We start from the raw sequence: 22,619 nt of genomic DNA, 5'->3' as shown, positions 1-22,619 counted from the left end.
CTTTCGGCAATTTCGGAAGGTCTTTCCGGCAAGCTTTCTTTTCGCCGGGGAAAGCGCGGAAAAAGCAGGCCACGAGGCCATCGCGCCTCGGGCCGAACCTGCTCCTCGCGTTGTGGCGAATCTGGCAGAGTTCACCCATGGCCTTCGATCACAATGATCACTATCACGGGATGCTCCTCCGCCTGGTCCCCCGTGAGAGCCGCACCGCGCTCGACGTCGGATGCGGCACAGGACGCTTCGCGCGGCGGCTCACGGAGATGGGCATGGAGGTCGACGCCGTCGACCCGTCGGCACGTGTGATCGAAACCGCCGTCGCGGGCTCGCGGGATCGTGGCGGGCCGCGTTTCCGCTGCGCCGACATCACGGAGACGCCGCTGCCCAAGGACCACTACGACTACATCTCGTGCCTGGCGAGCATCCACCACGTGCCGTTCGGCACCGTCGCCACGCTGCGCGACGCGCTCGCCCCCGGCGGCGTGCTGGCCATTCTGGGCTGCTACCGCGAGGCGACCCTCGCGGACCTGACCTGCAGCCTGGCCGCCGTCCCGGTCAACGCGGCGGCCAGGCTCGCCATGGCCGGCCGGGGCGAGCCGTCCCCCGCGCCGGTCACGCAGCCCCGGATGACGCTGGCGGAGATCCGGCAGGAGGCGGGCGTCCTGCTGCCCGGCTTCCGCCTGCGGCGGCTGCTGTTCTGGAGATACCTGCTCGCCTACCGCGAACCCTGACGCGGCAGGGCCAGGAGGACGAGCGCGTCGGCCAGGAGGAGGGCCTGCCGCTCGCAGCTCGCCTCGTCCGACGTTTCCGCGAACTCGAAGACCAGGCCGTCCATCCGGTGGATGAGGAACCGGGCCAGCTCGGGCACCGGCACGGCCGTGCGCACGCCGTCCCGCTCCGCTGCGGCGGTCAGGGCGGAGTCGATGAGGTCACCGCCGAGCGGGGCGTTGACCTTGGCCCAGACGTCCCGGCCGGGGAGGAGCGTCTCCTTGTTGCGGATCGCCCACATGAGCAGCTCCATCAGCGCGAGATGCAGCCCGTGGTGATCGCGGATCCACCGCCAGTACGTCGCCACGACCTCGCGCACGGTCGCCTCGAACCCGGCCCCCCGGTCGAGCTCCTCGAAGGCGGCCAGCATCGTGGCGCGGCCGCGTCCGAGGATGAGCATGTTGAGCTCGTCCTTGTTGCGGAAGCAGTAGTGCAGGGTGCCGAGCGGCACTCCCGCCTGCTCCGCGATGCGGCGGGTGGTCGCGCGGGCCAGGCCCTCGGTGGCGATCACGCGGACGGCGGCGTCGACGATGACGCGCCGCCGCTCGTCGGCGGACAGGTACGTCATCGCGGCGCCCCGCTGAACGCGGCCGGGAAGGTGGTCATGGCGCCTCGATGAACGCGGCCGCGGATCGTCATGGTGCCTCGATGAAGGCGCGCAGGAGCGCGAAGAACCGTTCGCCCTCCGTGTCGGCGATGAAGTGGCCCGACTCCTCGAAGATCTCCAGCCGTGCCCCCGCGGGCAGGCCGGTCATGATCTCCCGCATCGAGGCGAGCGGTGTGATCGGATCGCGCGCGCCCGCCGCCACCAGCGCAGGGCAGCGGACGTTGCGGAGCTCGCCCCGCAGGTCGAACCGCTCCCGCGACATGAACCTCATCGTCAGCTCCGGGTTGGGGATCATCCGCGTCATCGCCTGGATGTCCTCGAAGGACGGAAAGGCCGGATCCGGGCTGTAGGACGGCGCGCACAACCGCCCGAACTCCGCGAACGTCTCCGGCGTGCCTTCCGTGAGGAACGCCTTGGCCGCCAGCGCCGCCGCCTCGCCCGCCTCCGCGCGGAACCCCTCGACGACCTGGTCGACGTCCATGCGGGCCATCGTGCTCTGCAGGATCAGCTTCGCGGGATGATCGGGATGCCTGGCGGCGTAGTGCATGGCGACGATGCCGCCGAATGACCAGCCGAGCACGATCGGCTTGGTGATGCCGAGAGCGTCGCACAGGGCGGGGATGTCGTCGGCCCACTGGTCGAGGTGCCAGGTGGAAGGGTCGGAGTCCTGGCTGCGGCCGTTGCCGCGCTGGTCGACGTAGACGATCTGGACGAGGTCGGCCAGCCGCGCGTACGCCGGCCTGAAGATCGAGTGGTCGTGGCCGGGACCGCCGTGCAGCAGGAGAAGCGTGGGCTTGTCTCGCATCGTGTCACCGTCGGGCACGAGGGCGGGGCCCTCGACGTCCACGAACAACGACGTGCCGTTCACCGTGACGCGCATGGAGGCATCCTCTCCGCAAATGTTGGTCCTGTGACCAAGTCATGTGACCAACATAGCCGGTTCGGGTTGGATATGTGGTCATGGACCTTCTTCTCGACCGGCTTCGTAGGGCCGGATTCGACGCGGTGGCGGCGGAGGCCGCTCAGGGCGGGGTGGTGGCGCTGGCCGGGCTGGCGACCCTGCGCGACGGCTCCCGCGTGTTCGCCAAGACGTTGCGCGCCGACGCCCTCGACCTGTTCGAGGTCGAGGCGGAGGGGTTGCACGTGCTGCGTGCCATGGGCGGCGTCACCACGCCCGAGGTGCTGGCGGTCACGCCCCGCCTGCTCGTGCTGGAGCCGTTACCGCCGCGCCGCGACGACGACGGACGCTTCTGGGAAGAGCTGGCCCGCGCCGTCGCCCACCTGCACACCACCACGCGGAGCGACCGGTTCGGCTGGCACCGGGACGGCTGGCTCGGGCGCCTGCGGCAGGACAACACCTGGGACACCGACGGGCACGCCTTCTTCGCGCGGCGACGGATCCTGCGCTGGCTCCCGGAACCACTCGTGGAAGCGGCTTTCGACGCCGCCGAACGGCGGGCGCTCGAACGCCTCTGCGCCGCCCTGCCCGACCTGCTGCCGCCACGGCCGCCGGTGCTGACGCACGGCGACCTGTGGCGCGAGAACATCCTCTCCGGCCGGACCGGCGGCCCGGCGCTGATCGACCCGGCCGTCTCCTACAGCTGGGCGGAGGCCGACCTCAGCATGTTGTGGTGCTCGCCGCGCCCGCCCGCCTCCGACCGCTTCTTCGAGGTGTACGCGGACGCGGCGGGTCTCGACGACGGCTGGCGGGACCGCCTGCCCCTGTTCCACCTGCGGGAGCTGCTGAGCAGCATCGCGCACGACGACCACGCCGCCGAGTGCGCCGAGGCCGTGCGCGAGATCATCGCACCGTTCGCCTAGCGGCGGCTCACTTCGCCGGCCGCTGGACCGTGGAGACCAGCAGGAGCAGGAGCGCGCTCTGGGCGAGCATGCCGGGCGCGAGCGGGGGCGCGTTGCCGACCGACTTCGTCAGCGCCGACCACCACTGGGCGAGCGGCGACAGCGAGTCCCACGCGGGGTCCATCGCGCCCATGCCGTGGTTGACGGACACGTGGGTGAACACGCCGTACGCCGCCGCGACCAGCACGATCAGGGCGAGTGCCCGGACCACGGTGAGCGTGCCGGGAGAGTCGCCGAGCGCGACCAGCACCAGCGCGACCGTCAGCAGCGCCAGCATCACCCACGGGATCAGCTGCGTCGGGCTGCCCCAGTGGCGTTCGAAGGCGAGCTCGGCCGCCGCGCCCGCGATGCCGATCGCGACCAGGGCGAGCAGGCCGAGCCTGAGCATCGAGGGGCCGGCGGGGGCACGCCGGCGGCGGGTCGACTGCACAGTGGTGTCTTCGGCGGGGGTGGAGGTCATGCGGGACACCGTCCGATGCGAAGGAGGTCTTCGGTCGACTCCAAACTCTCCAGGCATCCTGGGAGAAAAATGGATGGTTTCTGAAGATCTGGTGAGAAAACGCCGCTGCACCAGCCGATCGGTACGGCGGCCCGCCGTACCGATCGCCGGCCGTCCTACATGTTGATCATGTGTCCGGCCAGGCCGTGCACGGCCTCCTTGACCGCCTCGCCGAGCGTCGGGTGCGCGTGCACGTTGCGCGCGACCTCGTGCACCGTCAGGTCCCACTGCTGGGCCAGCGTCAGCTCGGGCAGCAGTTCGGTGACGTCGGGCCCGATCAGGTGGGCGCCGATCAGCTCGCCGTGCGTGTCGTCACTGATGATCTTGACGAAGCCGGCGCTGTCGCCCAGCCCGTGCGCCTTGCCGTTGGCCGTGAACGGGAACTTCGCCACCTTCACGTCGTAGCCCAGCTCGCGCGCCTGCGCCTCGGTGTAGCCGAAGCTCGCGACCTGCGGCTGGCAGTAGGTCGCCCGCGGGATCATCACGTAGTCGAGCTCCATGGTCTCCGCGTCGCCGATCGTCTCGGCCGCGATGATGCCCATGGACTCCGCGGCGTGCGCCAGCATGAGCTTGGCGGTGACGTCGCCGATGGCGAAGATGTGCGGCACGTTCGTCCGGCAGCGACCGTCGACGGCGATCGCCCCCCGGTCGGTCAGCGCCACGCCCGTCTTCTCCAACCCGTAGCCGTCGACGCGCGGCTGGAAACCGATGGCCTGCAGGACCTTGTCGGCCTCGAGCACCTGCGTCTGGTCGCCCTTGGTGACGGTGACCTTGACGGAGGAGCCGGTGTCCTCGATGCCGTCGACGCGGGTGGAGGTCATCACCTCGATGCCGAGCCGCTTGTAGCGCTTGGCCAGCTCGGCCGACACCTCCTCGTCCTCCAGCGGCACGACCCGGTCGAGGAACTCCACGATCGTCACCTTGACGCCGTAGTTGTGCAGCACGTACGCGAACTCCACCCCGATCGCGCCCGCGCCCGCGATGATGATGCTACTCGGCAGGTTCTCGGTGAGGATTTGCTCTTCGTACGTCACCACGCGTTCCGACAGCTGCGTGCCCGGGATGAGCCTGGTGGTGGCCCCGGCCGCGATGATGCAGTGGGAGAACGTGATCGTCTCGCCGTTCACCTGGAGGGTGTTGGCGTCGAGGAACGTGCCCCGGCCGTCGTACTCCGTGATGCCGTTCTTCTTCATCAGGTAGTGGACGCCCTTGACCCGCCCGTCCGCCACCTTGCGACTGCGCTGGAAGGCCGCGCCGAAGTCGAAGCTGACCTCGCCGCTGATGCCGAAGGTCTTGGCCTCGTGGTTGAAGATGTGGGCGAGCTCCGCGTTGCGCAGCAGCGCCTTGGAGGGGATGCAGCCCACGTTCAGGCAGACGCCACCCCAGTATTTCTCCTCGACGACCGCGGTCCGCAGTCCGAGCTGGGCGGCGCGGACGGCGGCCGTATATCCTCCTGGACCCGCGCCGAGAACGACGACGTCATAGTGAGTGCTCATGAGTCGGACCATACCGTCCGGCCGCCGTCACCCCACACGTCAGACCTCCACGTTGTACGGCAGAGCGAGCTCGTCAGCGGGAACCCCGCGAATGCCCCAGTTGACCTTGGGCATCTCGATGATGGTGATCTCGACGTCTTCGGGATCATAGCCGGATTTCGCGTAGACCTCCCGGATCAGCGCCCGCTTGGCGTCGTCACTGCGGCCGGTGAAGCAGACGACCTCGATGATGAGGTAGCGCTCGCTCCGCTGAGGGCAGACGAAGTCGTCGGCGTCCAGCAGCACGAACCGGTGGAACCTCTTCTCCTCGGGCAACCCCCAGGCGCTCGCCAGACACGACTGCACCAGGTCCGACACCTCACGCTGCCGGCCCGCCCACACGTCCCTGCGCCCGTAGACCTTCACCTGTGCCATGGGGCCAATATAGAAGGCGTGATCCGCATACTCCTCGCCGACGACGAGGCCATGATCCGAGCGGGCGTCCGGGCCATCCTCGCCTCCGACCCGTCGCTCGAGGTGGTGGCCGAGGCCGCCGACGGCAGGCAGGCCGTCGACCTGGCCATCAGCCACCGGCCCGACGTGGCGCTGCTCGACATCCGCATGCCCAGGCTCGACGGGCTGTCGGCCGCGGCCGAGCTGCGCAGGGCCGCGCCGGGCGTGGCCGTGGTGATGCTGACCACGTTCGGGGAGGACGACTACATCGCCAAGGCGCTCGACGTGGGAGCCGGCGGGTTCCTGCTCAAGTCGGGAGACCCGCGCGAGCTGATCGCCGGGATCCACGCGGTCGCCGAGGGAGCCGCGTACCTGTCGCCCAAGGTCGCCCACCGGGTGATCACCCAGCTGTCGGGCGGCCGGATGGCCAGGGGCGCCGAGGCGCGTGACCGCGTCGCGAGCCTCACCGACCGCGAGCGCGAGGTGCTCGCCCTGCTCGGCGCCGGCCTGTCCAACGCGGAGATCGCCCGCAGGCTGCACATCGTGGAGGGCACGGTGAAGGCGTACGTCAGCGCCATCCTCACCCGGCTCGACGTGCGCAACCGGGTGCAGGCCGCGATCATCGCCTACGAGGCCGGGTTGGTAGCCTGACCCGTGATGTATCGCCTCGTGTTCACGCAGGTCTTGCGACGTTTCGACGCCGAGGCCGTGCACCACTTCACCGTGAGCGCTCTCGCGCTCCTCGCGCGGCTGCCGCTGCTCAAGCGGCTGCTGCACCGGGCGTTCGCGCCGCACGACCCGGCCCTGCGGGTGACGGCGTTCGGGGTGCACTTCCCCGGCCCGCTCGGGCTGGCCGCCGGGTTCGACAAGGACGCCGCGTGCGCCGAGGGCATCGCCGCACTCGGCTTCGGGCACGTCGAGGTCGGCACCATCACCGCCCACGGCCAGCCGGGCAACCCCAGGCCGCGCCTGTTCAGGCTGGTGCGCGAGCGGGCGGTGATCAACCGGATGGGCTTCAACAACGCCGGCGCGGCGGCCGCGGCCCGCAGGTTGCGCCGCACGCGTGGCCTCCCGGTCGTGATCGGGGTGAACATCGGCAAGACCAAGGTGGTGCCCGAGTCCGAGGCGGTGGCCGACTACGTCACGGCCGCCAAGGAGCTCGCCCCCATGGCCGACTACCTGGTGGTCAACGTCAGCTCGCCCAACACCCCCGGCCTGCGCAACCTGCAGGCGGTCGCCCTGCTACGGCCGCTGCTGACCGCGGTCAAGGAGGTCGCCGGCAGCACGCCGCGCCGGACGCCGCTGCTGGTGAAGATCGCGCCCGACCTCGCCGACGAGGACGTCGACGCGGTCGCCGACCTGGCGGTGGAGCTCGGCCTCGACGGGATCATCGCGACCAACACCACGATCAGGCACGGCGGCGAGACCGGCGGGCTGTCCGGGCGCCCGCTCAAGGCCCGCTCGCTGGAGGTGCTGCGGCGGCTGCGGGCCAGGGTGGGCGACCGTCTCACGCTGGTGTCGGCAGGCGGTGTGGAGGACGCCGACGACGTCTGGGAGCGGCTCCTGGCCGGGGCGACGCTGGTGCAGGGCTACACCGGCTGGATCTACGGCGGCCCGCTGTGGGCCTCGCGCATCCACCGGCAGCTGTCCCGCCGGGTGCGCCGCCACGGCATGACGTCGATCGCCGACGCGATCGGGCGCACCGCCCGAGACTAGGGTGTAACGGTGATCCCCGAGGTGCCCCTTACAGACGGTGTCGTCCTGCGCCCGGCCGCTGAACGCGACGCCGAGGGCCTGCTCCACGCGTACGTCCGCAACAGCGAGCACCTGCGCCGGTGGGAGCCCCGGCGGCCGGCCGAGTTCTTCACCCTGCCGGGCCAGGCCCACCGGCTCAAGGACCTGCTCGCGCAGCAGGCGCAGGGCCGGGCGATGCCGTGGCTGCTCGTCCACGGCGATCGCGTCGTGGGCCGCATGACGCTCAGCACGATCGTGCGCGGCCCGTGGCTCAGCGCCGACCTCGGCTACTGGATCGACGCCGGCTACGCGGGGCGCGGCCTGACCACCCGGGCGGTGCTGGAGGTGTGCCGCATGGCCGACCAGGATCTCGGCCTGCACCGGATCGCGGCGGGCACCCTGCTCGACAACGTGGCCTCGCAGAGCGTGCTCCGCAAGGCGGGTTTCGAGCTCTACGGCACCGCGCCGCGCTATCTGGAGATCGACGGCCACTGGCAGGACCACCGGCTCTTCCAGCGCATCCTCAACGACCGTCCGGCTTTCTGACCGGCAACCCAGCGCGAGCTCCGGACGCGTCCGCCCTTCGGCGGCGGGACCGGACGCGCCCGCCCTGCCCTTCTCCTGCGGTCCCGAGAGCGCCCACCCGGTCTACAGGCTGGGCCGGGTCGATTCCGGGTCGTGCGTCATGGCCTCTATGCGGGCCATCCGCTCGGACATGGGGATCTCGCTCGGCCGGTGCGGGCGGCGCCGCTGCCACGGGTGCGGCCCCGCGAGCGGCCGATACTCCACCCCGATGGCGTCGAGCCGGCCCAGGTGCCGCCCCAGCCGCTCCGTGAAGCCCTCCGCGGGCGAGCCCGACCAGGCCACTTCCGCGAGCGCGCAGGCTCGAGGCCAGAGCTTGTAGTCGACCGTGCGGGCGTCGGGCACGCGCTCGCTCCAGAGCTGCGCCTGCGCGCCCACGACCCGGGCGCGCTCGTCGTCCGTCCAGTCGTCAGGCGCCGGGCGGAAGGCGGCGACGTCCTCAAGGGCGATGGTGTCGCCGATGGCCCTCGGCTCGTCGGGGGAGCCGGACTCCGCGTAGTCGAAGTAGAGCGGGAACACCGGCGTCGCGATCACGTCGTGCCCCGCGGCGGCGGCACGGCGGCCCACGCCCATGCCGCGCCACGGCATGACGATCGTGTCCTGGCGCAGCCCTCCTCCGACGAACGCCTCGTCCCACACCACGGTCCGCGCCCCCCGCTCGGCCAGCGCGTCGGCCAGCCGCCGCAGGAACCACGCCTGCAACTCGACGGACGTGGACAGGCCCAGGGAGTCGCGGTAGGCGGCGATCTCCGCCGAACCGGTCCAGTGGTCGAGCACCACCTCGTCGCCGCCGATGTGCACGTAGGGGGTCTCGCCCAGCGCCCCGATCAGCTCGTCGAAGATCGTGGTGAGGAACTCGACGGTCGGCGGCAGCGGAGACAGGATCGCGGGGGAGATGCCCCACCGGTCGAGCACGTCGTAGCGCTCGCCGGTGGCCCCCAGCGACGGGTAGGCGGCCAGGATCGCCGAGGCGTGCCCCGGCACGTCGATCTCGGGCACGATCGTGACGCACCTGGCGCGGGCGTAGGCGCCGATCTCCGCCAGGTCGTCGAGCGTGTAGTAGCCGCCGTGCGGGACTTCGTCGTAGGCGGCCGGCTCGCCATGGGCGTGGACCGCCGTGCGCGGCCGGTGCGAGGAGACCTCGTGCAGCAGCGGGTAGGCCCGGCTCTCCACCCGCCATCCCTGGTCGTCGACCAGGTGCAGGTGCAGCCGGTTGAGCTTGTGCACCGCCATCAGGTCGATCAGGCGCAGGAGCTCACGCTTGGGGAAGAAATGCCGGGCCACGTCGAGGTGCAGCCCGCGCCAGGGGAAGCGCGGCGCGTCCTCGATCCGCACCCCTGGAACGGGCCACGACGCCTGCTCGGAGAACCGGTAGGAGGCGTCCGGCAGCAACTGGTGCAGCGACTGGGCCGCGTAGAACGCGCCTGCCCGCCCGCCGGCCACGATCTCGACACCCCTGGACCCGGTGGTCAGCCGGTAGGCCTCCGCGCCGAGCGCGGCGTCCTGCCGGACGTCGATCTCACCCGAGTCGCCCGGCCGCAGGTCGAGCAGGGGAAGGGCGAGGCGGACGGCGTCGGCCAGGTCGCCGGACACCGTGGCGCCTGAGGCCAGCTCGAAGGGAACGGAAAGATCACTGTGCAGCTTAGGGTGAGGAATCATGCTTTGAGATAGTGCTGTAATCCGTTGGCCAGCGCCAGCGCGATCTTCTGCCGGAACTTCGGGCGCCGGAACTTGGCCGCCTCGGCGGCGTTGCGCATGTTGCCGCACTCGACGAAGATCTTCGGCACCGTCGACAGGTTGAGCCCGCCGAGGTCGCTCCGGTAGTCGAGCGCCTTCCTGCCGATGTAGGTGGAGTAGGGCAGGCCCGTGCCCTTGGCGAAGGCGTCACGCACCGCGATGCCGAGCTTGCTCGAATCGCCCACGACCTGGTCGACCGGACCGTTGATCTTCTTGGGCATGATCACGTGGAAGCCGTGGTTGGCCGGCCCCGACCCGTCGGCGTGCACGGAGATCGCGGCGTCCGCCTCAGCCTTGTTGCCGATGGCGGCGCGCCGGGTGATGCAGGGGCCGACGCCGTCGTTGCCCGACCTGGTCAGCTTGACCGTGGCGCCGCGCCTTTCGAGGATCTTGACCATCCGGGTGGACACGTCCCAGGTGAACGCGGCCTCGCTGTAGCCGTCGTTGGTGGAGGTGCCGGTGGTGTCGCAGGCCTTCTTCTTGGTCAGTACGTCGACCTGGCGGTTGATCTCCTTCGGAGCGCGGTAGTTGCCGCCGTTGTGGCCCGGGTCGATGACGATGACCTTCCCTTCGAGCGGCCGCGCCTCCCGCGCCCGCTCGGCGCCGCCGGCGGTCCCCGCGGGCTCCGCGGTCTCCGCGGGATGGAAGGTCTTGGCGGGCGCCGTGGAGGGAGCTTGCTCCTCCGTTCTCGTGGTGGCGGCCTGACCTGCCGCGGCGTCACCGGAGCCGGTGGCGCCACACGCGGAGGCGATCAGGCCGCAGACGGCGAGGACCGTGACGGGAAGAGCACGCATGCCGTCCAACTTACGTGAAGCCCGGAGACAGGACGGCTCATATGCCGAGTGCGGTGCGAACGCGCCGCGTCCTCGCCGGGAGTGCTCCTACCAGACGCGCTCGGCGACCTCCTGCCGTTCGAGCAGGGCGGCCAGCTCCCGCGCGTCCTCCGCGTCGAGGCCGAGAACGACGCGGGGACGGCCCCACGGATGGTCGAGAGAGTGGGCGACGTAGCTGGCGACCGACTCGGCGGTGGCGTCGGCGCCCCGCCCCCGGCCCGCTCGCCAGTGGCCCCAGGCGCGCTCGAGCTCCGCCGCGGCGCGCTGGGCGCAGGACACCAGTTCCGGATCACGCATGACTGTTCCCCCGGATCAGACCGTGACCGGACCGAGCCGGCCACTCTTAGCATGACCCTGACGAGTAAACCGGCGCGTCATCGCGCCGCCACGCGGCTTGACCCAGGTTTGGGCAACAGGAAACCTGCCGCGGCGCAGCGTCGCCGTGCAGGTTTCCCGTTCGCCTCAGGCGGGCCCCGTGCTCCGTCGCACGATCAGTTCCGAGCGCACCTCCCGCAGGCGGGAGCCCTTGGCGGGGTCTCCGATGCGGTCGCTGAGCAGTGCCGCCGCCGACCTGCCCATGGCACGGCGGGGCTGGTCGACCGAGGTGAGGGAGATGTGACGGGAGGCCGCGAGGTGCGTGTTGTCGTAGCCGACCACCGACAGGTCGTCGGGCACGCGCAGGCCGAGGTCGCCGGCGGCCGACAGCACGCCGAGCGCGACCGCGTCACTGGCCGCGAAGATCGCGGTTGGCCTGGGGTCGCGGGTCAGCAGGGCGAGCGCCGCCTCCCTGCCGCTGTCCTCGGTCGCGTCCGCGGCCTCGACCATGATGTACGGGGCCAGCGAGTGCCTGCGCATCGCCACGAGGTAGCCCTCGCAGCGCGACGAGCGGGGCCCCTCGATGTGGGCGATCCGCTTGTGGCCGAGCTCGACCAGGTGGTCGATGGCCAGGCGGGCGCCGAGCTGGTCGTCGTCGACCACGATGTCGACGCCGTCGAGCTCGATGTCACGTTCCCCCACGACGACCGTGGGCGTGTAGGAGGTGGCCTCGATCAGCGTCTCGCTGGTCGGAGCGATGCCCAGCAGGACCAGTCCGTCGACTCTGAGCTCGAGGAAGGCCTCCACGGCCTCGTCCTCGAACGCCGGATCCCACTGGCTGTTCCCGATCAGCATGCGCAGGCCGTCGCCGTGCAGGCTCTCCTGCAGTCCGTCGAGGAACTCGGCGTAGAAGGGGTTGTGCAGGTTGGCGACGAGCGCTCCCACCAGGTGGGTACGCCCTTCGACCAGGCTTCGCGCGACCGCGTTCGGCCGGTAGCCGAGCTCACGTGCGGCCTGCAGCACGGCCTGGCGCCGGTGCTCGCTCACGTGCGGAGATCCGCGCAGCACGAGTGAGACCAGCGATTTCGAGACGCCGGCTCGTTCGGCGACGTTGCGGATGGTGGGTCTAGGCCGAGGCAGGGTGTCTACCTCTCTGAGCTCGGCGATGGATGAGGTGTTGACGGGCGGTCCTGACATGTGTCTCCCCCGCGATGCGGATATGGGCACCTGTCTGACCAAACGATCGAGTTAGCCGCAGGGTACGGCCTCCGTTACAGAGAGCCCGATATTCGCCGAACAGAGGCCACCTTCGGCTGGGGCGCACGTCGGATACTGTGCAGGTGTGACACCAGGTAAGTCAGCCGAGAAGGCGCGTCCGGCTCGGCGCAGGCTCAGCGTCGACCGGCGTCGCGAGGAGCTCATGGCGGCGGCTCTGGAGCTGTTCAGCACGCGCGACGCGGAAGACGTCTCGATCGATGACGTGGCGTCGGCGGCGGGGGCTTCGCGGGCCCTGGTCTACCACTATTTCGGCGGCAAGCAGGAGCTCTACGTGGCCGCGCTGAGGAGCGCGGCGGAGCAACTGGAGTCCAGGCTGCGGCCGCATGAGGGCGGCAGGCCGCTCGACGAGCTGGCCTCCGGGCTCAAACGTTATTTCGACTTCGTCGAGGAGCACGCTGCCGGGTTCGCCGCGCTCCTGCGCGGCGGTCCCGCCAACAGGGCGGGCGAGGTGGGCGAGATCGTCGACGGCGTGCGCCGGCGCCTCTTCCGCCTCATCCAGAAGCAGATGCGCGTCGAGGAGCCCAGCCCGGTGCTGCGCACGACCCTGAGGTCGTGGATCGCCTCCGTGGAGACGGCCGGTCTCGACTGGCTGGAGCACCGCGACGTGGAACGACCGACGCTCGAGAAGATGCTGGTCGATCACATGGTCGCGCTGCTCGGCGTCGCCGCGAGGTATGACGGCGACGTCGCCGGCCTGCTGGAGCGGCTGGCGTAACGGCGGGAGGCGGAAGCCGGGAAGGATGGCGCCGGGCGGGCGGCGCCAACTTCCCATGCGACGTCACGTCGTCACACGGTGGACCTGGCTTCGTTGCGCGCCTGGTCCACCCTCAACCCCCCTGAGGTCCGTGACGACCCTCTCGGCTACTCCGAGCGCTGCTGCGGGATCCCCGCGAGCAGTGCGCGGACCTCGGTCTCCCGGTAACGCCGATGACCGCCGAGGGTACGAATCGACGTCAACTTGCCCGCCTTGGCCCACCGCGTAACGGTCTTGGGGTCGACCCTGAACATGGTCGCGACCTCAGCGGGCGTGAGCAGCGGCTCGGCCTCGGGTGTACGAGCTGACATTTGTGCGGCCTCTCCTCCGTGTGGACCGGCTTAGCGATCCTGTGACTGCCTTTGCGCGTGTCACGGATGTCCCCCTATGGCGCAGAGCGTGCGGCTTTTCTGAGCCATATGCGGCATCACCCGATGTGACCATACCGCCACGCAGAGCGATTGGCGAGCCCTTCTTTGACCCAACTGCCCGCACCCCGTGGCCATGTCACGCTCGGTGATTCTAGCGACACGGTTCGTGGTATCGCAGTGAAAACGGCAAACTACTCAGTTCGCAGAAGAGAGCAGCCGCGAGACGTGACCTACTCATGCAGGTCAGACGGCCGTATTGGGGTTCAGTTGGCAGATTCCAGTTGTTGCATTGACTTCCACCGCAGGATGACCCTCTGGTACATGGCGTAGGCAAGTTCTTCTTGACCCGTGTCCAGGCCCGTGAGGGCGGCGGACAGCTCGGCGACCGACTGGTCGGCCTGCAGCGCGTCGTCGTCCATGAGGTGCACGAGGCCGCCGTAGTCGAGCTCGACCAGCGAGTGCGGGTGGAACTCCTCCAGCCACCTGGCGATGTCCTCGACCTCGAAGTTGGAGGCCACGTCGCCGAGGTGCCGGCGCAGCACGTTGAGCGCCCGCGCCGCCCGCTTCCTGGCCTGCGCCATGGAGGTGACATAGATGAGGTTACGGCCCGTAGCCGTCGTCACGTCCTGCCCCGGGGCGGCGGAGCCGAGCACCAGCCAGCGCTCGTTGCCGTCGAACGGCACGAACCAGGCCGGTGGTACGTGCCACGTCGTGGTGCGAATGTGCGTGCGCAGCGCCGACGACCCCGCTTTACGCTTGTAGCGATCAAAGTCGTCGGCCGTCTGCTCGGCGATCGCCTTGGGCACGAGACGGTCCATCAGCTTCGCCGGCGTGGCGCCGCGCAGCCTTGAGAACGCCAGCCACGAGCGCAGGCGGGTCTGCCATGGGCAAACGTACAGACGGTCCTCGACGCGCCGCAGATAGGCGTTGGGGCTCTCCTGGGCGGGAACGGGCTGAGGGGGCATGCCGAGCAGGCGCATGACCGACTCGCCGTGCTCCGCGGTGAGCGCGTTCGCGCGCCGCGGACGGTCGCGTGAGTCGGCGTAGTCGGCCCACACCCTGCGCTCGGGCTCGGCGAACGCGGTCAGTGGCTCATAGACGCGGAGGTAGGCGGCATAGGGCAGCACGGAGGCATCGTGTCACGAAGCGACCCCGCGCGCACTGTCGAGACTAGGCTATGAGGCGATCTCCGCCGCGAAGGTGCGGTGGACCGGACAGGGAGTCACTACCGTGACCGACGTCTTCGGAGCGTCCCACAAGGACGTGCATGAGCAGGTCGTCTTCTGCGCCGACGAGCAGAGCGGCCTGCGTGCCATCATCGCCATCCACAACACGGCGCTGGGCCCGGCGCTGGGAGGCACCCGCTTCTATCCGTACGAGAACGAGCAGGCGGCGCTGGCCGACGTGCTCAACCTCGCCAGGGGCATGTCCTACAAGAACGCGCTGGCCGGCCTCGACCTGGGCGGCGGCAAGGCCGTCATCATCGGCGACCCGGCGCGCGACAAGAGCGAGGCGCTGCTGCGCGCCTACGGCAGGTTCGTCGAGTCGATCGGCGGACGCTACATCACCGCCTGCGACGTGGGCACCTACAGCGAGGACATGGACGTCATCGCCCGCGAGTCGCGCCATGTGACGGGCCGCACGCCGGCTCACGGCGGGGCCGGCGACTCGTCCATCCTGACGGCCTTCGGAGTGTTCCAGGGCATGCGGGCCTCGGCCGAGCGCGTCTACGGCACTCCGTCGCTCCACGGCAGGAGAGTCGGCGTCGAAGGGGTGGGCAAGGTGGGCCACCGCCTGGTCGAGCTCCTGCGCGAGGACGGCGCCGAGGTGGTGATCTGCGACGTCGCCCCCAAGGCGGTCGAACGCGTGCGCGCGCGCCGCCCCGAGGTCGACGTGGTGGCCGACGCCCGGGCCATGGCGCGCTCCGACATCGACGTCTTCGCGCCCTGCGCGCTGGGCGGGGTGCTCGACGACGAGATGGTCGCGGAGCTCCGCGCGAAGATCGTCTGCGGGGCGGCCAACAACCAGCTCGCGCATTCCGGCGTGGAGAAGCAACTCGCCGAACGTGAGATCCTGTACGCGCCCGACTACGTCGTCAACTCGGGCGGCGTCATCCAGGTCGCCGACGAGATCGAGGGCTTCGACATGGAGCGGGCCCGGTCCAAGGCCACGCAGATCTATGACACGACATTGAAAATTTTCGCGATAGCTGCCGACGAGGGCGTCCCTCCCGCGGTCGCAGCGGATAGGCTGGCGGAGCGCAGAATGTCGGAAGTCGGGCGGCTACGAGCCATTTGGCTGGGCGACTGACGCCCCGCGCCCATACGACGTACCGAGCTGGGCACAAAACAGGTACGGTAATAGGCGAACGATAGGCTGACGCCCGGAGTCAGGCGGCGTCAGTGTGTGGTGCGTTAGCGACGAGGGGTCGGGGACGACCCCACACGAGGGGGTCGAGCCAATGGGGCGCGGCCGAGCAAAGGCCAAGCAGGTCAAGGTTGCTCGCCAGCTGAAGTACAACAGCGGTGGCACGGATCTTGACCGTCTTCGCGACGAACTCGGGGTCGGAGACTCCAGCCGCAATGACGACGCCGACGACCTCAACGATGAGCTGGCGGATCGCTATGCCGATTACGCCGATGACTATGGCGCAGGAGACGACGACGACGGCCGTGCCGGCCGCCGATAGCCGTTCTTCTGGGTGACGTGGCGCAGGATCCGGCGTGCACGCCGGATCATCGCTCGCACTCGTCGGGCCCCACGGGTAACCGTGGGGCTTTCGTCACGTAGGCCCGCTTTCGTGGCCGGCTCATCGAGGAGATCGGGGCGACGATCAGGTACCCCCCCCGCGCCGCGACCCGGTGCGGCCTGGCAGCGCTCGCGTGACGGGGCCCGCCTTCGGGACGGAGCGCGAGGTCGCTCCGATGGCGTGCGTCCCGTGTGCGATCACCCGGAACCCAGGATCTGTACGAGCCCGAGGCGGACGCCCTCCGTGGCTAATGCGTCAAGAGCGAGGTCCTACCATTAGGCGCATGGATCTGCTGACGGGTGAGCCTCTCGCACTCGACCTGGTCAACACGGGCGTCCGCACCCCGTCGGGTGGCGACCACGACGCCCTGGCGACCGCGGAAGGCCTTCATGCCTGGCTCGCCAAGCAGGCCGGCCGGCTGGCCGTCCCCGAGGCCGCGCTCGGCCCCGGCGCCCCGGCCGTCGTCCGCGACCTGCGCGGCCACGTGGAGCGGGCCCTGGAGGCGGCGCGCCAGGCCGCACCGCCACCGCCCGAGGCGATCGACGCGCTCAACCAGGCACTTCGCGTCGCCCCCGCGTATCCCCGCGTGGAGGTGCGGGGCGCGGTGCTGCGCCGCGGCACGGCGCGCGACGGCCCGCCGCTCGACCGCCTCCTGACCGAGCTGGCCGAGGCCGCGGTGACCCTGCTCACCGACCCCGACGTCGGCAAGGTGCGTGGCTGCGAAGGGCCGGGATGCCACCTGCTCTTCCTCCCGGCCCACCCGCGACGTCGCTGGTGCTCGCCCGACCTGTGCGGCAACCGCGTCCGCGTGGCCCGCTATTACCGGCGGCACAAGTGACCGGTCAGCGATAGCGCGCCCGGCCCTCGCCGGGGACGACCTCGCCCAGCACCCAGGCGCCGACGCCACGGGCCGCCAGCACCCTGAGGGCCTCGTCGGCCGAGCCGGCGGCCACCACGGCGGCCATGCCGACCCCCAGGTTGAACGTACGGTCCATGTCGTGCTGCGCGATCGAGCCGTGGCCCGCGAGCACCCCGAAGACGGCCGGCGGCGTCCACGACGAGCGGTCGAGCAGCGCGTCGAGGTGGCCGGGCAGCGACCTCGACAGGTTGCTCTCGATGCCGCCGCCCGTGATGTGGGCGTAGGCGTGCACCTCGGCGGAGCGCGCCAGCTCCAGGCAGTCGAGGGAGTAGATCCGGGTCGGCTCCAGCAGTTCCTCGCCCAGCGGCCGCCCCAGCTCGGGCAGCTCGGCGTCGAGGGAGAGCGAGGACTCCCGCAGCACGTGCCGCACCAGCGAGTAGCCGTTGGAGTGCACGCCCGAGGACGCCAGCCCGAGCACCACGTCGCCGGCGCGCACCCGCGCGGGCCCCAGCAGGCCGGCGGCCTCGACGACGCCGGTGCCGGCGCCCGCGAGGTCATATTCGTCCGGGCCCATCGCCCCCGGATGCTCGGCGGTCTCCCCGCCCACCAGCGCGGCCCCGGCCAGCCGGCACCCCTCGGCCACACCGCCGACGATCTCCGCGACGCGCTCGGGCACCACCTTCCCGCAGGCGATGTAGTCGGTCATGAACAGCGGCTCGGCCCCGCAGACCACGAGGTCGTCGAGGACCATGCCGACCAGGTCGATGCCGATCGTGTCGTGCTTGCCGTAGCGCTGGGCGATCATGACCTTGGTGCCGACGCCGTCGGTGGAGGAGGCCAGCAGCGGCCGCTGGTAGCGCAGCAGGGCCGAGGCGTCGAACAGGCCGGCGAAGCCGCTGGCGTCGTCGACCACCTCGGGCCGGCGCGCCCGCGCCACCCTGTCCTTCATCAGCGCGACCGCCCGGTCGCCGGCCTCGATGTCGACCCCGGCGGCCTCGTAGGTGCTCATGCCTTGCTCTCCAGGACGAACTTGCCCACGTTGTCCTCGTCGATGGGAATGGGGTAGGAGCCGGTGAAGCAGGCCATGCAGAGGCGGTCGGCGGGAATCGTGGTGGCTTTGGTCAGGCCCTCGAGCGAGATGTAGCCGAGCGAGTCGGCGCCCAGCGAGGCGCGGATCTCCTCGACCGTCAGCGAGCCCGCGATCAGCTCGGCCCTGGTGGCGAAGTCGATGCCGTAGAAGCACGGCCAGGCCACCGGCGGTGAGGAGATGCGGACGTGCACCTCCTTCGCGCCGGCCTCGCGCAACATCCTGACGATGGCACGCTGGGTGTTGCCGCGCACGATCGAGTCGTCCACGACCACCAGGCGCTTGCCCTCGACGACCTCGCGCAGCGGATTGAGCTTCAGCCGGATGCCGAGCTGGCGGATGGTCTGCGAGGGTTCGATGAACGTGCGGCCGACGTAGGAGTTCTTCACCAGGCCCTGGCCGTAGGGGATGCCGCTCTCCTGTGCGTAGCCGACGGCGGCCGGCGTGCCGGACTCGGGCGTCGGGATGACCAGGTCGGCCTCCACCGGGTGCTCGCGGGCCAGCACGCGGCCCACCTCGACCCTGGTGACCTGGACGCCGCGCCCGGCGATGGTGGTGTCGGGGCGGGCGAGGTAGACGTACTCGAACAGGCAGCCCTTAGGCTCGGCCAGCGCGAACCTGCGCGAGCGCACGCCGCGCTCGTCGATGGTGAGCAGCTCGCCCGGCTCGATCTCGCGGACGAACGTGGCGCCCACGATGTCGAGCGCCGCCGTCTCCGAGGCCACCACCCAGCCCCGCTCCAGCCGGCCCAGGACCATCGGGCGCACACCCTGCGGGTCGCGGGCGGCATAGAGCGTCGTCTCGTCCATGAAGACCAGCGAGTAGGCGCCCTTGACCTGCGGGAGCAGCTCGGCGGCGGCCTCCTCGACCGTGCGCGTGCGGTCCTGGGCGAGCAGCGAGGTCAGGACCTCGGTGTCGGTGGTCGCCCGGGTGGAGCCGGGGGCCAGGCGCTGCGCCAGCTCCGGCGTGTTGATCAGGTTGCCGTTGTGGGCGAGCGCGAGACCGCCGACCTCGGTCGAGCTCAGCGTGGGCTGCGCGTTCTCCCACACGCTGGATCCGGTGGTGGAGTAGCGGCAGTGGCCGATGGCCAGGTGGCCGCGCAGGGTGCCCAGCACCGACTCGTCGAAGACCTGGGCGACCAGGCCCATGTCTTTGTAGACGAGGATGCGGCTGCCCTCGCTGACCGCGATGCCCGCGGACTCCTGGCCGCGGTGCTGCAACGCGTACAGCCCGTAGTAGGTGAGTTTGGACACTTCCTCGCCTGGCGCCCAGACGCCGAAGACGCCACAGGCGTCTTTGGGAGCGTGGTCTTGGGGGTCCAGGTCATGGCCGAGACGGCCGTCGCCCTTCAGCACATACCTCAGTCTAGGTCGGCGGCTTCCGTGCTCGCACACTCGGGTCGGGGGTCAGCCCGTGTGGACTGACCTGCCCGCATTGGAGCCGTCGCGGATGATCTCCCCGGTGAGGTTGCGGTTGTCCGCCGAACCGAGGAAGACGATCAGCGCCGCCATGTCGTCAGCCGTGCTCAGCCTGCGGGTGGGTGTCCTGGACGCGATCTCGTCCAGCAGGTGCTGGGGGATCGGGCGCTGGGCTCCGGTGATGGTGAGTCCGGCCACGGCCACGTTCACCAGGATGCCGTCCGCGCCCGCCTCCCATGCCAGGGCGCGGGCCATGCCGTGCAGCGCCATCTTCGCGGTGCCGTACGGGCCGGGGCCCGGCTGTCCTTCCTCGGCCGCCCCTGAGGAGACCAGCACGATCCGGCCGAACTTCCTGCGCCGCATCTGCGGCAGCACCGCCTGGATCAGCAGGGCGTTGCCGACCACGTTGGCGTGCAGGGCGGCGGACCACTCGGCGGCCGGCACGTCCTCGAACGCCATGCCGCCGGGCATGACGGTGCCCCAGCGGACGGCGTTGGCCACGAGCGCGTCCACCGGGCCGGCCGCGGAGACGGCGGGCGCGACGGTCGCGTGGTCCTCCAGATCCAGGTGTACGGCCGCGGCCTCGCCGCCCTCCTCCTCGATCCGCTTGACCACCTCGGCGGCGCGGTCGGCGCCCGAGTTGTACGTGATCGTGACCCGGGCGCCGGCCCGGGCGTAGGCGAGCGCGGTGGCGGCGCCGATACCGGACGAGCCGCCGGTGACCAGTGCGTGCATGAGAGCCTCTTCTCTTTGATTAGCCGACTAATTAGCCAGCTAACTAGAAGGGTGGAGCGGACGCAAGGAGCTTTCGCCCGTAGGGGAAACGTCAGGGCATGGCGCGGCGGATCAGCTGCACGAGCAGGTCACGCTCGCCGGGATCGAAACCGCGCAGGAGGTCCTCGTCCATCGCGGTCCAGATCTCCTCAACGGGCTCGCGCAGCGCCTTGCCCGCGCCGGTGAGATGGACGCGGGAGATCCTCGGCCGGGCGGGGTCGGGAATCCGGTAGACGAAGCCCGCGCGCTCCAGGCGCTGGAGGGTCTTGGTGACGGTGGGAGGCTCGACGCCCAGCCGGGCGATGAGCTCGGCCTGCGTCAGGCCGTCCTCCTTCCACAGCTGGTTGAGCAGCATCTCCTGCCCCACGTGCAGGCCGAGCGGGGCCAGCGCGGCGGCCATCCGGTTGCGATGCGTCTTCACGACCTTGATCAGCGCATACGACAGGGTCTCGTCCAGCATCCCCCCATCTTGCCCGCGGGCAGGGCCTTTGGCGCATGGTGACCCAAGGATGAGCGGCCTCTTACCGTGTCGTGCGGTTTAGGCGTCGCCCTGCGCGAAAGGGTGAAGTATCCGGCATGTAAACCCGTCGGGAGACGCAGACGTGACCACACCTGGGGACCCGGACGAGACCCGCCGCGGGCAGGATCCGCACGAGGGCCGTCCGGAAGAGGGCGCGCCCCGCCACGTTCCGCCGCAACACGAGCCCGAGTGGTGGCGTGAGGGCACGCTGGAGGAAGAGGAACAGAGGTCCGCGCTCAGACCGTACGAGCCGGGGCCCACGGGCGGTGACCGGCCTCCTGAGGAGTGGTCCGCCGATGTGCCCGGCGCCGGTCCCACCGGCGGCGCGTCGCCGGACGTGCCCGAGCCCTCCGGCGGGCGTGCAGGAGGCGGCGGCGCCGAGTCCATGGGCGCCAGCGGTGAGTTCGGGAACGCGGAGTCCGAGAGCCCCGAACCGCGGGCCGAGGGCGCGGGGCCGCGGGGCGAAGGCGCCGGTCGGCAGGGTGAGGGCGCCGGTGAGGAGGGCGAGGAGCCGATCGCTCCCGCGCCACCCATCGTGCCGCGTCCTGACGTGCCGCCCACGCACGAGCCCAGACCCGTCGGCGAACCCCGCCATCCCGACCTGCCCACCTCGCCGGAGGTACCGCAGCCGACAGGGGGTGACGCCGAGGAGACCCAGGCGTTCCCGATCCCTGGTGGCACGCCGCCGTACCCGGGCTGGACGTCCACCCCGTCAGAGGGGGAGCGGCCGGGCAGGCCCGCGCCGTCGCGCTACGAGCAGGGTGATGACCAGCCGGGCTTCGTGCCACCGGCAGGTGGCGCGCCCGGGGGACCCCCGTCACCAGGGAGCGGCGCCCCGGCTCAGGAGGGTCGCCCAACCCCCGAAGGCCAGGAAGCCCGGCAGGGTCAGGAGGGCTGGCAGGGTCAGGAAGGCTGGCAGGGTCAGGAGGGCTGGCGGAGCGAGGAACGGCGGCAGGGCCAGGAAGGGTGGCCGGGCCCGGAGGGCCGGGGTGGGACGCCGTACCAGGCCGGGGGCACGCCGCGGGACGACGAGCCGACCGTGCCGGGCACGGTGCCCTCCAGCCCGTACGGTGGCCCGCCCGGCTACGGCCCTGGCCCCGAGTCCCCGTACGGCATGCCGGGAGCCGGTTACCAGCAGGCCAAGCCGGGCAGCGGCCTGGCCACCGCCTCGCTCGTGCTGGGCGTGGCCAGCCCGTTCCTGGTGTTCGTGTGCTTCACGGGTGTGATCACCGCCATCCTGTCGATAGTCTTCGGCTGCGTGGCCCTCGCCAAACGCGCCGGTAAGGGCCGCGCCATCGCCGGCGTCGTGCTGAGCGTCCTGTCGCTGATCCTGTTCGCGATCGTGGCCATCTGGTTGTGGAACGTGGCGCAGCAGTGCGCCGGACTTCCCAGTGACCTCGCCGACCGTTGTTTCGAGAGCCAGTTTCCCTGGATGGGCGGCGGCGGTTAGAGCGGCAGGTGCGCTGACAGGTCGGCGCGGGCCCCGCTGGCGGAGATGGCACCGCTGGCCAGCGCATCGGCCCAGGTGAGGCGGCCGAGCGCGAGCTCGATCCACGTGCGGCCGTCCATCTCGACCACGTTGGGCGGGGTGCCGCGCGTGTGGCGGGGCCCGGCGATGGCCTGTACGGCCGCGTACGGGGGCACGCGGACCTCGACGGTCCTGCCGGGCGCGGCGGTCGCCAGCCGGTCGAGCAGGTGGCGCACCGCCTGCCTGGCCGCGTCGCGTTCGGGCTTCAACCCTCGGTCGTAGGCGGCCAGCACGGCGGCCACGAGCGCGTCGGGCAGGGCGGACGCGGGTCCGTCGTAGGGGGGTTCGTCGAGGGCGACGAGCTGGCCGTCGAGGGCCGTTCTCAACTTTTCCTGGTCGAGCTTGCGTGGTGGCACGCGACCATTGTCTCCCCGGGAAGCGTTCATCGTGACGGAGGTCTTCGTTCACCTGTGGTTTCGCCGGT

The 22,619-nt window shown here is 70.9% G+C and carries 26 protein-coding genes; 10 read left to right on the top strand and 16 right to left on the bottom strand.

The genetic code is table 11. The features are described from left to right. Nucleotides 1–137: 137 nt before the first annotated feature. A complete protein-coding gene (locus tag ACTWPV_RS43000; protein WP_443156187.1) occupies nt 138–725 on the top strand; it encodes a class I SAM-dependent methyltransferase in 588 nt (195 codons plus the stop codon). On the opposite strand, the gene ACTWPV_RS42995 is transcribed toward ACTWPV_RS43000, so the two are convergent. After that, the gene (locus tag ACTWPV_RS42995) at nt 710–1,330 is read right to left on the bottom strand and encodes a TetR/AcrR family transcriptional regulator (RefSeq protein ID WP_443156186.1); all 621 of its coding nucleotides are present in this window, start codon (nt 1,328–1,330) and stop codon (nt 710–712) included. The genes ACTWPV_RS43000 and ACTWPV_RS42995 overlap by 16 nt on opposite strands. Before the next feature lie 67 nt (nt 1,331–1,397). Further along, a complete protein-coding gene (locus ACTWPV_RS42990) occupies nt 1,398–2,249 on the bottom strand; it encodes an alpha/beta fold hydrolase (protein WP_347650187.1) in 852 nt (283 codons plus the stop codon). A gap of 80 nt (nt 2,250–2,329) precedes the next feature. Between ACTWPV_RS42990 and ACTWPV_RS42985 the strand changes: the two genes are divergently transcribed. After that, complete coding sequence (locus tag ACTWPV_RS42985) at nt 2,330–3,190, top strand: fructosamine kinase family protein (RefSeq protein WP_443156185.1); 861 nt, start codon at nt 2,330–2,332, stop codon at nt 3,188–3,190. Between the two features lie 7 nt (nt 3,191–3,197). Here ACTWPV_RS42985 and ACTWPV_RS42980 read toward each other — a convergent pair whose 3' ends face one another. From ACTWPV_RS42980 to ACTWPV_RS42970, 3 genes are all read right to left on the bottom strand, one after another. Next, complete coding sequence (locus ACTWPV_RS42980) at nt 3,198–3,689, bottom strand: hypothetical protein (RefSeq protein ID WP_443156184.1); 492 nt, start codon at nt 3,687–3,689, stop codon at nt 3,198–3,200. 155 nt (nt 3,690–3,844) lie between these two features. Further along, entirely contained in the window at nt 3,845–5,224 is a 1,380-nt protein-coding gene (gene lpdA / locus ACTWPV_RS42975) for a dihydrolipoyl dehydrogenase (protein ID WP_443156183.1), read from the bottom strand. Nucleotides 5,225–5,263: 39 nt separating this feature from the next. After that, nucleotides 5,264–5,638, bottom strand: a complete 375-nt coding sequence (locus ACTWPV_RS42970) for a tautomerase family protein (protein WP_443156182.1) — start codon at nt 5,636–5,638, stop codon at nt 5,264–5,266. 18 nt (nt 5,639–5,656) lie between these two features. Between ACTWPV_RS42970 and ACTWPV_RS42965 the strand changes: the two genes are divergently transcribed. The 3 genes from ACTWPV_RS42965 to ACTWPV_RS42955 are packed head-to-tail and all read left to right on the top strand — an operon-like array spanning nt 5,657 to nt 7,936. After that, complete coding sequence (locus ACTWPV_RS42965; RefSeq protein WP_443156181.1) at nt 5,657–6,307, top strand: response regulator; 651 nt, start codon at nt 5,657–5,659, stop codon at nt 6,305–6,307. A gap of 6 nt (nt 6,308–6,313) precedes the next feature. After that, complete coding sequence (locus tag ACTWPV_RS42960) at nt 6,314–7,372, top strand: quinone-dependent dihydroorotate dehydrogenase (RefSeq protein ID WP_347650193.1); 1,059 nt, start codon at nt 6,314–6,316, stop codon at nt 7,370–7,372. A 9-nt stretch (nt 7,373–7,381) separates the two neighbouring features. Then, a complete protein-coding gene (locus ACTWPV_RS42955; RefSeq protein ID WP_443156180.1) occupies nt 7,382–7,936 on the top strand; it encodes a GNAT family N-acetyltransferase in 555 nt (184 codons plus the stop codon). Nucleotides 7,937–8,038: 102 nt separating this feature from the next. Here ACTWPV_RS42955 and ACTWPV_RS42950 read toward each other — a convergent pair whose 3' ends face one another. From ACTWPV_RS42950 to ACTWPV_RS42935, 4 genes are all read right to left on the bottom strand, one after another. Continuing rightward, nucleotides 8,039–9,631, bottom strand: a complete 1,593-nt coding sequence (locus ACTWPV_RS42950; RefSeq protein WP_443156179.1) for a beta-N-acetylhexosaminidase — start codon at nt 9,629–9,631, stop codon at nt 8,039–8,041. Further along, the gene (locus tag ACTWPV_RS42945; protein WP_443156178.1) at nt 9,628–10,503 is read right to left on the bottom strand and encodes an N-acetylmuramoyl-L-alanine amidase; all 876 of its coding nucleotides are present in this window, start codon (nt 10,501–10,503) and stop codon (nt 9,628–9,630) included. The genes ACTWPV_RS42950 and ACTWPV_RS42945 overlap by 4 nt, the downstream gene beginning before the upstream one ends. Nucleotides 10,504–10,590: 87 nt before the next feature. Then, a complete protein-coding gene (locus ACTWPV_RS42940; protein ID WP_347619506.1) occupies nt 10,591–10,839 on the bottom strand; it encodes a hypothetical protein in 249 nt (82 codons plus the stop codon). 165 nt (nt 10,840–11,004) lie between these two features. Next, a complete protein-coding gene (locus tag ACTWPV_RS42935; RefSeq protein ID WP_347619505.1) occupies nt 11,005–12,054 on the bottom strand; it encodes a LacI family DNA-binding transcriptional regulator in 1,050 nt (349 codons plus the stop codon). Between the two features lie 223 nt (nt 12,055–12,277). Between ACTWPV_RS42935 and ACTWPV_RS42930 the strand changes: the two genes are divergently transcribed. Beyond that, nucleotides 12,278–12,850: a TetR/AcrR family transcriptional regulator gene (locus ACTWPV_RS42930; RefSeq protein WP_132508350.1), complete on the top strand. Its 573-nt coding sequence runs from the start codon at nt 12,278–12,280 to the stop codon at nt 12,848–12,850. A gap of 146 nt (nt 12,851–12,996) precedes the next feature. On the opposite strand, the gene bldC is transcribed toward ACTWPV_RS42930, so the two are convergent. Together bldC and ACTWPV_RS42920 are read right to left on the bottom strand one after the other, a co-directional pair. Next, complete coding sequence (bldC, locus tag ACTWPV_RS42925; RefSeq protein WP_013133571.1) at nt 12,997–13,200, bottom strand: developmental transcriptional regulator BldC; 204 nt, start codon at nt 13,198–13,200, stop codon at nt 12,997–12,999. 323 nt (nt 13,201–13,523) lie between these two features. Further along, a complete protein-coding gene (locus tag ACTWPV_RS42920; protein ID WP_347650197.1) occupies nt 13,524–14,387 on the bottom strand; it encodes a hypothetical protein in 864 nt (287 codons plus the stop codon). 103 nt (nt 14,388–14,490) lie between these two features. Here ACTWPV_RS42920 and ACTWPV_RS42915 point away from each other — a divergent pair, with 103 nt between their 5' ends. From ACTWPV_RS42915 to ACTWPV_RS42905, 3 genes are all read left to right on the top strand, one after another. Further along, nucleotides 14,491–15,570, top strand: a complete 1,080-nt coding sequence (locus ACTWPV_RS42915) for a Glu/Leu/Phe/Val family dehydrogenase (RefSeq protein ID WP_443156177.1) — start codon at nt 14,491–14,493, stop codon at nt 15,568–15,570. Nucleotides 15,571–15,721: 151 nt separating this feature from the next. Continuing rightward, complete coding sequence (locus tag ACTWPV_RS42910; RefSeq protein WP_132508344.1) at nt 15,722–15,949, top strand: DUF3073 domain-containing protein; 228 nt, start codon at nt 15,722–15,724, stop codon at nt 15,947–15,949. 343 nt (nt 15,950–16,292) lie between these two features. Beyond that, nucleotides 16,293–16,847, top strand: coding sequence for a CGNR zinc finger domain-containing protein (locus ACTWPV_RS42905; protein ID WP_443156176.1), 555 nt, complete (start codon nt 16,293–16,295; stop codon nt 16,845–16,847). 4 nt (nt 16,848–16,851) lie between these two features. Here ACTWPV_RS42905 and purM read toward each other — a convergent pair whose 3' ends face one another. From purM to ACTWPV_RS42885, 4 genes are all read right to left on the bottom strand, one after another. Next, entirely contained in the window at nt 16,852–17,877 is a 1,026-nt protein-coding gene (purM, locus tag ACTWPV_RS42900; protein ID WP_347650200.1) for a phosphoribosylformylglycinamidine cyclo-ligase, read from the bottom strand. Then, nucleotides 17,874–19,310, bottom strand: coding sequence for an amidophosphoribosyltransferase (gene purF / locus ACTWPV_RS42895; RefSeq protein WP_443156175.1), 1,437 nt, complete (start codon nt 19,308–19,310; stop codon nt 17,874–17,876). The genes purM and purF overlap by 4 nt, the downstream gene beginning before the upstream one ends. A gap of 51 nt (nt 19,311–19,361) precedes the next feature. Next, on the bottom strand, nt 19,362–20,108 hold the full coding sequence (locus ACTWPV_RS42890; RefSeq protein WP_347650202.1) for an SDR family NAD(P)-dependent oxidoreductase: 747 nt from the start codon (nt 20,106–20,108) through the stop codon (nt 19,362–19,364). 91 nt (nt 20,109–20,199) lie between these two features. Next, nucleotides 20,200–20,607: a MarR family winged helix-turn-helix transcriptional regulator gene (locus ACTWPV_RS42885; protein ID WP_347650203.1), complete on the bottom strand. Its 408-nt coding sequence runs from the start codon at nt 20,605–20,607 to the stop codon at nt 20,200–20,202. Nucleotides 20,608–20,749: 142 nt separating this feature from the next. Between ACTWPV_RS42885 and ACTWPV_RS42880 the strand changes: the two genes are divergently transcribed. After that, nucleotides 20,750–22,117 (top strand): hypothetical protein, encoded by a 1,368-nt coding sequence (locus ACTWPV_RS42880; RefSeq protein WP_443156174.1) that lies wholly within the window; start codon nt 20,750–20,752, stop codon nt 22,115–22,117. Here the strand turns inward: ACTWPV_RS42880 and ACTWPV_RS42875 are convergent. Then, nucleotides 22,114–22,551, bottom strand: a complete 438-nt coding sequence (locus ACTWPV_RS42875; RefSeq protein WP_443156173.1) for a sterol carrier family protein — start codon at nt 22,549–22,551, stop codon at nt 22,114–22,116. The genes ACTWPV_RS42880 and ACTWPV_RS42875 overlap by 4 nt on opposite strands. Nucleotides 22,552–22,619 lie beyond the last annotated feature (68 nt).

Origin of the sequence: Nonomuraea sp. KM88 (assembly GCF_052245635.1) — a bacterium.
Taxonomy (GTDB): Bacteria; Actinomycetota; Actinomycetes; order Streptosporangiales; family Streptosporangiaceae; genus Nonomuraea.
This window is presented reverse-complemented; position numbering and strand designations above follow the sequence as displayed.